General features: G+C 48.7%; 6 protein-coding genes. All 6 read left to right on the top strand.

What is annotated here, in order from left to right:
- The first annotated feature begins 432 nt into the window (after positions 1-432).
- The 6 genes from AC6ESP_RS25545 (at position 433) to AC6ESP_RS25520 (ending at position 10,423) form a co-directional block, all read left to right on the top strand.
- Complete coding sequence (locus AC6ESP_RS25545; RefSeq protein ID WP_497099547.1) at positions 433-2,082, top strand: extracellular solute-binding protein; 1,650 nt, start codon at positions 433-435, stop codon at positions 2,080-2,082.
- Positions 2,083-2,150: 68 nt separating this feature from the next.
- Positions 2,151-3,917, top strand: a complete 1,767-nt coding sequence (locus tag AC6ESP_RS25540) for a sensor histidine kinase (protein WP_497099546.1) — start codon at positions 2,151-2,153, stop codon at positions 3,915-3,917.
- The gene (locus AC6ESP_RS25535; RefSeq protein ID WP_497099545.1) at positions 3,892-5,514 is read left to right on the top strand and encodes a helix-turn-helix domain-containing protein; all 1,623 of its coding nucleotides are present in this window, start codon (positions 3,892-3,894) and stop codon (positions 5,512-5,514) included. The genes AC6ESP_RS25540 and AC6ESP_RS25535 overlap by 26 nt, the downstream gene beginning before the upstream one ends.
- 240 nt (positions 5,515-5,754) lie before the next feature.
- Positions 5,755-6,480 carry an ABC transporter ATP-binding protein gene (locus tag AC6ESP_RS25530; RefSeq protein WP_497099544.1) on the top strand — a complete coding sequence of 242 codons (726 nt, stop codon included), beginning with the start codon at positions 5,755-5,757 and terminating at the stop codon, positions 6,478-6,480.
- A complete protein-coding gene (locus AC6ESP_RS25525; protein WP_497099543.1) occupies positions 6,446-7,513 on the top strand; it encodes an efflux RND transporter periplasmic adaptor subunit in 1,068 nt (355 codons plus the stop codon). The genes AC6ESP_RS25530 and AC6ESP_RS25525 overlap by 35 nt, the downstream gene beginning before the upstream one ends.
- Before the next feature lie 48 nt (positions 7,514-7,561).
- A complete protein-coding gene (locus AC6ESP_RS25520; protein WP_497099542.1) occupies positions 7,562-10,423 on the top strand; it encodes an ABC transporter permease in 2,862 nt (953 codons plus the stop codon).
- Positions 10,424-10,425 lie beyond the last annotated feature (2 nt).

Genomic DNA, 10,425 nt, shown 5'->3' with positions numbered 1-10,425 from the left:
TCCTACGGGGTATAACCCCCAAAAAGCAGACGTTCTCCCGGCTACCGCCATCGTATAACGGCCATAAAGAAAGGCCAACCAGAACATTCTGGCTGACCTAATAATACGAAAGTAGCAGTAGTGGGCGGGTTTAGTGCTACTAGGTACGGGATTGAGTGAATATGAAAGAAAAAAAGGCATTAGCTACAGAAATAATGTACCTAAGTATAACGTTCCCTTCAAACAAGGAAATCCTGGGAAAAGACGTTGTCCTGCGCGGGGAGTAGAATATAAGTAAAGTTTAGGATAATGATGTCAATAAATGCACATTGAATATTTAATTTTATATCTGGATAATTATAATGTTAAACTAGTAATTGTTGATTGATAAATTGCAGAACAAGAAATGGGGTTGTTCTGGTGTGGATGGTCTATAGGAATAAAATTAAATTTATGCTTGCCACGCTTATTTTTATCCAGATTATTACTGCATGTGAACATGACACGGTTGAAGAGCCGGCACAGGAAGCGAAAGACGAATCACAGTATCAAGATCCAGGCTTAACGAAATATAATCCGCCTATTGAGGTTTCGTTTGTCAGGGAAACTAGCAGCGAATTAGAAGAATTGCTGACCTACTTTCCGGGGGACACGCTGGAGGATAACAGGTGGAGCCGGCTCTACGAAGATGTGCTCGGCATCAAGATCAAGTATGATTGGACTGCCAAGGGCGATCTTTATCAACAGAAGCTGGGCTTTGCGCTCGCTTCGGACAATATTCCCGATATCGTAAGAGTCAACGCGCAGCAGCTTCGGCAGCTGGCCAATGAAGGGTTAATTCAAGATCTAACCGAGGTCTACGAGCAGTATGCGGCACCATTCACTAAGGAAGTGCTTAGCCAAGAGGGAACGGGGCCGTTCGAAACAGCAACGATTGATGGGAAGCTGATGGGAATCCCCGAAACGATGGCTTCGATCGAAGGAGCGCAGTTTATTTGGCTTCGAACCGACTGGCTGGATAAGCTAGGCCTGCAGCCTCCGAAGACGATGGATGATGTGCTTGCTATTTCGAAAGCGTTTACAGAGAAAGATCCTGATGGAAATGGGAAGGCCGATACGTTCGGGATGGCACTTACGCAATATTTATGGGATCCGGTTATGGGCTTGACGGACTTTATGGCTGGTTATGAGGCTTATCCGAATATGTGGATTAAAGATAGTGGGGGTAGGCTTGTATACGGGGCCGTTCAGCCTGAGGTGAAGAAAGCGTTAAAGGTGCTGCAGGAGATGTATCAGGCCGGTCAAATTGATGATGAATTTGCGTTTAAGAACGGTAGAAAAGAGCTTGCGCTGATCACCGAAGGGAAGATCGGAATGATGTATGGCGAGCAATGGGGCTCGTTCCCAGTTCAAGCTAGCTATGAGAGAGATAACAAAGCCGATTGGCAAGCATTTCCGATCGTGTCGGAAACAGGACAATTGCCTAAGGTGCCGCTTCGTTTCCCGACTAATCAATTCCTTGCCGTAAGGAAGGGCGTTGAGCATCCCGAGGCGATCATTAAGCTGATCAATTTGCATCTGGAGAAAAATTGGGGGACAACGGCTGAATACGAAACGTACTACAGCACGCCTTATCCGGCTTGGCAGCTTTCGCCGGTTACCCCGGCTCCCGCACTCAAAAATCTGGAGGCGTATCGTCAGATCGAGGAGGCTCGCAGGACAGGAGATACATCCAGCCTTCACGATGAGGCCAAAGCGATCCAAAAAAATATTGATGCTTATTTAGAAAAAAATGATACTACCGGTTGGGGTTGGGAAAGAACCTATGGACCAACTGGAGCATTCGCCGTAATGGATCAGTATGAAAAAAATAATCAGTTTTTGTACGATAGGTTTGTAGGCGTTCCAACCGAATCGATTATTGAGAAGCAATCTATTCTGGAATCGATGAAGAACAAAGTCTTTATCCATATTATTCTTGGTCGTCCGCTTGATGAGTTTGATGAGTTTGTCAGAGACTGGTATCGGCTAGGGGGACAGGAAATGACAAACGAAGTCAATCAGTGGTATGTGGAGAAAGGCAGGAATACAAGTGAAGAATAATAGGACTTCGTCCTGCAATAGAAGACCTGCACGCATTGCATTCGCTGCATCTGAAGGGGTGCATTTCGATGCTTAAGATTCCTGTTAATTCAATGCGCCACGCCCTGTTCATAAGGCTTATTTTCATGTATTTAATCGTCATTTTGCCCATCATCCTGCTTGGTGTCTATTTGTATAACTGGAGCTACAAGAACGCAAGCGAAGAGATTTCGAGAAATACGCTGGCGCAATTGTCTTCTTATTTAGAGGATTTGAACCGAGAGGTAGAGTGGCTGGAAGTTCAACAGTTCGATATGCTTCAGGATGCCGAGCTGAATAAAATCGCAGTTATTTGGAGGTTGATGGATAGTGCCGAGAAGAAGGAGCAAATGGACTATCTAGTGCATCGCCTGACCTCCATAAAGAACAGCAGTGCCTATATTCAAGATATTTATGTACACATTCGATCGATAGACAAAACGATTTCAGTAGCAAACGGCGTCCATGATTTTGAGCAGGACAGGTATAACCACATACGAGCTGTGTCAGAGCTAGGCGCAAGCAGATTGGTCAAGCAAAATGAATCTCTTCATCTTAGTGCCTCCAAGTTTGGCGGCAGGAAGGGGGAAGAGCCGCTCTTTCTCGTTCAGATTGAAATCGATACCCAGAAGATGAAGGAATCCTTGGTACAGCTGAGCATATATCCTGAGAGCGGTTCTTTCCTGATCGCCGAAGAGGTGGGATTTACACTTAGTGGCGGCGGTCAATCGGATGCCATATTAAGTAATTATGTAGTTAATGCCTCCAAATTAACGGGAAATTCCATGATCATGGAGGTGGAAGGGCGCAACTATCATATCGATAAAGCCGATTCGGCACTATTAGGGCTTTCGGTCGTGACGTATTTGCCGGAAGAAACGGTCAAGCGGCCGTTAAACAAGTTTGATTATTGGGCTTTGTTGTTTGCAGGGACTTCCATATTGGCGATCATTGTGTATTCATTGTCTACTTATAGACTTGTTCATCGTCCCTTGCTGCTGCTAGTGCAAAGCTTCAGAAGAATGGAAGGGGGAGCCCTAGATATTCTCATTGAGCATGGAAAGAAAGATGAATTCGGTTATTTGTACGATCGCTTCAACCAGATGCTAATCAAGCTGCAGACATTGATCGATCAGGATTTCAAGCAGAAGCTTATGATGCAGAAAGCGGAGCTGAAGCAGCTCCAATCTCAAATTAATCCGCATTTTCTTTATAACAGCTTTTTTATTATGAACTCGCTTGCCCAAACAGGGGACACGGACAGAATTGAGCGGTTCACCAACATGCTGGGCGAATATTTTCGGTTCATTACCCGTAATGGCGAGGAAAATGTGTGGTTATCGGAGGAGATCAAGCATGCTAGAATGTATACGGAAATTCAGAAGCTCCGATTCTCCAGGCGCATAACCGTTCAATTTGATGATTTGCCTAAAAATATGGATCGAATTCGCGTGCCAAGGCTCATTGTTCAGCCTATTATTGAGAATGCGTATGAGCATAGTCTGGAAAAAATGCCGGAGGATGGTATTCTACGCGTGTCGTTTGAGCAAAATCGGTCAGAGTCATTGATTATCGTAGAGGATAATGGAAGCAAGGTGGACGATGCTGCTATTGAATTGCTGAATAAACGATTGAGGAATACGGACGAAGAGCATGAAATGACAGGGATCATTAATATTCATCGCCGGATTATGCTGACGTACGGCGAAGGCAGCGGATTGTTCTTGTCGCGAAGTGAGCTTAACGGATTGCGTGTCGAAATTCGAATCAATTGCAAGGAGGAGGATGGAGATGCACAGACTGCTGATCGTCGATGATGAGGAGATTATTACTGATGGATTATACGAGGTGATGAGCAGCCTGATGCCGGATCAGCTGGATGTCTGCAAGGCCTATTCAGCCAAAGAAGCATTAGATTGGATGGCACGTACCCGTATCGATATCGTCATGACAGATATTGCGATGCCTGGCATGAACGGCCTCGAATTGTCGGAGGAAATTCTGACGTACTGGCCAAGATGCAAAGTGATCTTTCTGACTGGACATAGTGAATTCGATTATGCTTACCGGGCATTCCAAATGCCGCATGTCCGCTATTTACTGAAAACAGAAGGCTATGGGAAGGTAACTGAAGCGGTGAAAAGTACGTTAGAGGATATTTATCGCAGCAATCTGGAGAGCAAGCTGCTGGAGCAGTCGCGTGAGCAGATGCATACGTTCGAATTCATGGCACAAGGGAATTATATGAGGCATTTGCTGCAGGAGAGCGATGTGCTATGTGCGGAGCGTGACGAGATCGTCAAGGAGTTCCATGAACTGAACATTCCGCTGGACCCGACTAACACCGTCGTTCTGGTTCTTGCCCGTCTATCTTATCCCTGGGGGATGGCTTATACGGAAAGGAGCCAGCTTCTTGCATCTGCCAGAATGCTGTGGGATTCCTACTTGAAGGATCAGACGACCAGTATAGGTATTGAAGACAAATATGGAGATATGCTATGGCTGCTTCAGCCGTTAAGAGACATAGATGAGAAGCAAGACAGCCGATTGCTGCGTTATTTGGAGGGGACGCTGGAGCTTGTCCAGGAAGCCTGCCATGCCTCGCTGGGGCTCCAAATCTCTCTCACTATAAGCGGCGCAAGCTGCGATTGGATTTCTGTTACCCAACAATACGAGAGGCTGCGCCTTCTACAGCATTTGAAGATCGGTGACGGCATCTCCATGATCCTGCGGGATGGCAACGCGCCCATCGATTGTTGCGGCAAAGAGGGTTTTATGCCAAGCCGCAAAGTGGAAATCATGGCAGCACATTTGGAAGCAGGCCGTGGTGATGAATTTTATGCTGAATTGGAGCAATTGACGAGCACTGCACTCCAGCAGAAGGAGCATCCACAGCGGTTGATCGAGGCGTATTATTCGATTGCGCTTATGCTGTATTCCTCCCTCCTCAGGCTGGGGCAGCATAACCGAATGGACGATAATGGCAAGCTGCTCCGTCTGGATGATCATCCCTCGCTAAGAGAAGGCTTCTCTTATCTGAGGCAAACGGCAGAAGCGATCTTCCGGCATAAGCAAAGTGATGAACGGGATCGAACGTCTCAAGTAATCGATCGGATATGCGAGTACATTGAGGATCATCTGAGCGAGGATATTTCGTTAGTCCGACTGGCGGAAATCCACTACTTCAATCCCTCGTATTTATCACGCCTATTCAAGCAGGAACGTGGCATCAACCTGTCTGAGTATATCGATACATGCCGGGCAAGACAGGCAAGGGAGCTGCTTCGGGACAGTGATTTGAAGGTGCGGGAAGTGGCTGTAGCCGTCGGCTACGAGGCAGCGCACTCTTTTACCCGCTTCTTCAAGAAGGTAACGGGGATGACCCCTCAGGAATATCGGGATACACTCTCTTGAAGCAACAACTAGATAGCTGCACAGCGTATAGACTAATGGATCGCAGGACTTCCTCTAAGCAGGAGGACTTGCGGTCTTTTTCTTGTTTGTGAATTAAAAAACCTAGTGTTTCCTAGGTAAACGAACATGATCGAACGGGTATTGTTCGGCAATGGCAAGCGTTAGAATGATATCATGCAGGGAGATCGCTATATTGTTTTGATTGCAGCACATGATTCAGAATACTCGAGGGGGATGTCAATGACCTCTTTGCAAATGGAAGCAAGAGAAGCCAATGACCAACTGATTGTGAAGGCGACTGGCTTGAAGCGGGTATTCGGTAGAGGTCAGTCTGCCCTCACGGCATTGTCAGACGTTCATTTGGATATTCCGACAGGCACGATGGTAGCGCTAAAGGGAAGATCAGGCTCGGGCAAGACCACTCTGCTGAATATACTAAGCGCGCTTGATGAGCCGACGGAAGGACAGGTTATTTTCAGGGGACGAGAGATTACGCAATTGCCCTGCAAGGAACGCAGCGCGCTGCGGCGCAAGGAAATCGGATTAGTATTCCAATCGTTTGGTCTACTCCCGTTAATGAGTGCTTATGAGAATGTGGAATTCGGGCTGCGCATCGCTGGTGCACCGGTTAAAGGCAATCGCGAGGCAGCGGAACATGCTTTGGAGCAAGTTGGGATGAAGGAGAGAATGAAGCATAGGCCAGGGGAGCTGTCAGGAGGAGAACAGCAGCGGGTGGCCATTGCCCGTGCGATCGCGCATAAGCCCGTGCTGCTAATCGCGGATGAGCCGACGGCCGAATTGGATACGAGGATGGGGCTTCAGGTTATGCGTGTGTTTCGGGAGCTTGTGAATGGTTCCGGCATGACCGTGGTGCTCACGACGCATGATCCGGGCATCATGGAGCTTGTTGATCATGTTATAGCATTGGAGGATGGGAAAATTGTGTCGCAGACGATTATCGAATAGGAGCTTAAGCAGTGCGATGCCATATGCCAAGCGCGTTGTCATGACACTGGCAGTTATGATGGCGCTTACAGGATGCAGCCTGCTTCCAACTGAACAGAACGCCCTTCAGCCGCCGCTCGTACAGCCTGCTCAGGAACAATTGGATATTGTGGAGGTGAGCAGGGGCAATATTCAGACACAGCTCAAGGGAACGGCTCATTTCGTATCCTCAAGCACGGAGAATCTGTCATTCAAGGAAGCTGGAGGGAGGCTTAAGTCGATTAGTGTGTCGCCCGGACAAGAGGTGAAGGCTGGCGATTTGCTCGTCGAGCTGGAGACAGGTGATTTGGAGCTTCAGGTTAAGCTTCAGCGGCTCAATGTCGAACGAACGCAGCTGCTGTACAAGCAGGCTTGGAATAACCAAGCAAGTGATACTGAGCTGCGGCTGCGTGAAATTGATATGGAAAGAGAGACGATATCGCTTCAGGCGATGGAGAGCCGCCTACAGAAATCGCAGATTCATGCATCGATCTCAGGAACAGTGACCTTTGTCGAGAAGCTGAACGCTGGTGACATGGTTAACGCCTATCAAACAGTCGTATCCATTGCCGATACTACGCGTATGCAGCTTACTTATGTAGCGGCAGAGTCGAAGGAGCTTCAAGCTGTAGCAGCAGGAATGCCCGTCAAGCTGAAGTACAAAGGCATTGATTATACGGGCAATGTCGTGCAGTCTCCATCCAATGTGCCAATAGGAGCAGACAGCGCTAAGGCCGAGAGCAATGCGGTAACGATCTATATCGACATAAAGGATGAGCCGGAAGGCATTCATATCGGTGACAGTGCCGAGCTTACGATCGAGCTCCAGAAGCGCGAGAACGCAATCGTGCTGCCTCGCTCAGCCGTTCGCTCTTATATGGGCCGATTGTATGTGCAGGTCGCTGATGGCGAACGCCGCAAGGAGGTTGATGTCGAGGTGGGGTTAATGACGCCTACCGAGGCGGAGATTGTCCAAGGACTTGAGGAAGGCCAGCAGGTCATTCTTAATAATTAACGAACTACGAATGTCCGGTGCATCCGGGCGCAAGGATGGGGTGTACATATGGGGTTATGGACGATGATTCTCCGCAAGATGGCAAATAACAAATGGCTGCAGCTCAATCTATGGATCGGTCTTACCATATGCGTAGCCTTGTTCAGCTCGATGCCGCTATACTCAGAAGCCATTGTGCAGAGGACGTTGTTGAAAGAACTGCAAGAGGTGCAGCATCAGCAAGGCGTGTATCCGGGATATGTGCGAATCAGTACAACCGTTTCCGCTGCGAAGATGGACAAAAAGACGATAGAAGCAATTCAGCGTGCGGATCGGTTCGTGCTCAATATACCGGCGCGAGCAGGACTAGATGCATTATCCATGTATCAACAACGAAGTACAGCTCGAATGAAAGTGTACGGAGCCGACGCATCGGAGCAGGAGAAGCTGTCCCAGAAGGCGGCTGGCAGCATGAAGTCGCTCTCTGGCATGGAGGAGCGCGTCAGACTCGTCGATGGGCGGATGCCGGTTGTACGAACGGACAACGTCATTGAAGCGCTAGTTACGCAGAAATTTCTAATCGCAGTGAAGCGAGATCTTGGAGAGGAGCTAATTGCCGAGTCTCCTGATAAGGAGCGATTCAACGTTATACCCGTCGGGATAATGGAGACAGATCCTGACGCTGACCCGTACTTGCCTTTTCTTACGAATGAAGACAGCGATGGCTTTATCATCCCGTACGAGCAATTTGAGCGCGACTTCGTCATTGGCGGCAAAGTCAGATTATCGAGCTTGGAATGGCGTCTTGCACTGAATTACGAACAGCTGACTGTCGATACAATCGACGAATACGTTCAAGCGGATAGGGATATTCGTCGATATTTCCGTGGTAAGATCGGTGTCGATGAGATTAATAGTCCTGCTATTTCTACCGTTGCGGATTATCTGGGCAAGCAAGAGAAGCTCGATATTATGATGCTGTCTTTGTACTCGCCTGTTGTGCTGATGCTTGCTTTTTACTTGTATATGGCAGCCAATCTCATAATCGAGCGGCAGAAGACAGAGATATCTGTGCTCCGCAGCCGTGGGGCCAGTCGACTGCAAATTATGACGGCATATACACTCGAAAGCTTGTTCCTTGGCCTTAGCGCGCTTGCTGTCGGGCCCTTCCTCGGGGTCACTTTCACCAAGCTGCTGGGAGCGTCTAACGGTTTTCTTGAATTTGTACAGCGTTCCGCGCTTGATGTCAGCCTTACCAGCAACGCTTACAAAGTAGCAGCAGCAGCGGTCGCAGCAGCGATTGTGCTTATTCTGATTCCTGCTTATATGGCGACGCGTGTCAGTATTGTAAGCCATAAGCAGCAATCTGCTCGTATGAATCAGACATCCTTCTGGCATAAGGCTGGGCTTGATTTTGTACTAGTTGGCGTGTCGGTCTACCTGCTGGTTAACTTCAATAAACGCCAAGAGGATCTGCAGCGGCTTGGTCTTGATTCCGATGCTCTGCAGCTCGATCCGATGCTGTTTCTCATGCCCTCCTTGCTGGCGCTTGGCGGAGGCTTGCTGCTGCTGCGAATATATCCTTGGTGCATTCAATTCGTTTATCTAGCTGGACGAAAATGGTGGTCGCCGGCGCTGTATAATACGCTCGTGCAGATTAGCCGATCATCCCGCCAGTACCAGACGATCAAGCTATTCTTAATCATGACGGTTGCCACAGGATTGTTCAGCGCGAATGCGGCCCGAACGATCAACGACAACATGGAGAGCAAGATTAAATATGCCGTAGGTGCCGATATGGCGTTGATGACCCGTTGGCAGAGCGACATGCCTCCGCCTATATACGGTTCTTCCAATCAGCAGGCTCAGAACAATACGGGTATCGGAGAAACGAGAAGGGTGCAATATACAGAACCGCCGTTCCTTCCTTTCGAGGAGCTTGAGGGCGTTGAAGCAAGTGCGAAGGTATTCAAGAAAGAGTCGGCAAGGTTCGCTGCTGCGAGCAGCGGCAAGAGTGGGGCTGCTACGCTGTTTGGCATCGACACGATGGATTTCGGGAATACGGCCTGGATGAAGAATGGGCTGCTTGATTATCCGATTAACAGCTATCTGAACCTGCTTGCTCCTAGTCCCAAGGCGGTTCTTATCTCCCGGTCATTGGCAGACATAGCCCAAGTGAAGCCTGGAGACAGCATCGGCATATCCTGGGACGGGCTCGATCAAGCGCAGTTCGTCGTGTACGGCATTATCGACTACTGGCCAAGCTGGAATCCACTGCCAAGCGGTACTGGAGAGAAACCGGAGAAACCGAATTTGATCGTCGGACATTTGGGTACGATTCAGAACAGGCTTGCTGTGGAGCCCTACGAGGTATGGCTCAAGCTGAAGGATGGCGTTAGCAGCCAATCCATCTATGATCAATTGGCTGAGAAGAAGCTGTTCATTGCGAGCTTACGAGATGCGACGCAAGAGCTGATCGAGTCCAAGAACGATCCGTTCCGTCTAGCGATCAACGGCGTCATGACGCTTGGCTTCGTCATATCGATGCTGGTGAGCTTCTTCGGTTTCCTGCTGTTCTGGATTCTTACTCTATCAGGCAGAACACTTCAGTACGGCGTGCTGCGTGCGATGGGCATTCCGTTCTCACAAATTATCGGCATGCTAGTAAGCGAGCAGCTGCTCACCTCTGGAGCGGCTGTCTTCCTCGGTGTAATAATGGGGAATCTGATAAGCGATCTGTTCGTGCCTTTATTCGAAATGTCGTTTGCGACGTCGGATCAAGTGCCTCCATTCGAGATTGTTCATCAGCTCAGCGATTACTTGCAGCTGTACGGTATCGTCGGATTCATGCTGACAGCCTGCTTGCTTATACTCGGCTATCGGTTATCGCGAATTCGAATTGCACAAGCGCTGAAGCTGGGAGAGGAGTAACC

This window comes from Paenibacillus xinjiangensis (genome assembly GCF_059686975.1).
This window is presented reverse-complemented; position numbering and strand designations above follow the sequence as displayed.

What these genes read in the sequence shown, in the direction of transcription:
- AC6ESP_RS25545 (WP_497099547.1), top strand. Translation starts at nt 433, where the DNA reads ATGCTTGCCACGCTTATTTTTATCCAGATTATTACTGCATGTGAACAT.
- AC6ESP_RS25540 (WP_497099546.1), top strand. Translation starts at nt 2,151, where the DNA reads ATGCTTAAGATTCCTGTTAATTCAATGCGCCACGCCCTGTTCATAAGG.
- AC6ESP_RS25535 (WP_497099545.1), top strand. Translation starts at nt 3,892, where the DNA reads ATGCACAGACTGCTGATCGTCGATGATGAGGAGATTATTACTGATGGA.
- AC6ESP_RS25530 (WP_497099544.1), top strand. Translation starts at nt 5,755, where the DNA reads ATGACCTCTTTGCAAATGGAAGCAAGAGAAGCCAATGACCAACTGATT.
- AC6ESP_RS25525 (WP_497099543.1), top strand. Translation starts at nt 6,446, where the DNA reads ATGGGAAAATTGTGTCGCAGACGATTATCGAATAGGAGCTTAAGCAGT.
- AC6ESP_RS25520 (WP_497099542.1), top strand. Translation starts at nt 7,562, where the DNA reads ATGGGGTTATGGACGATGATTCTCCGCAAGATGGCAAATAACAAATGG.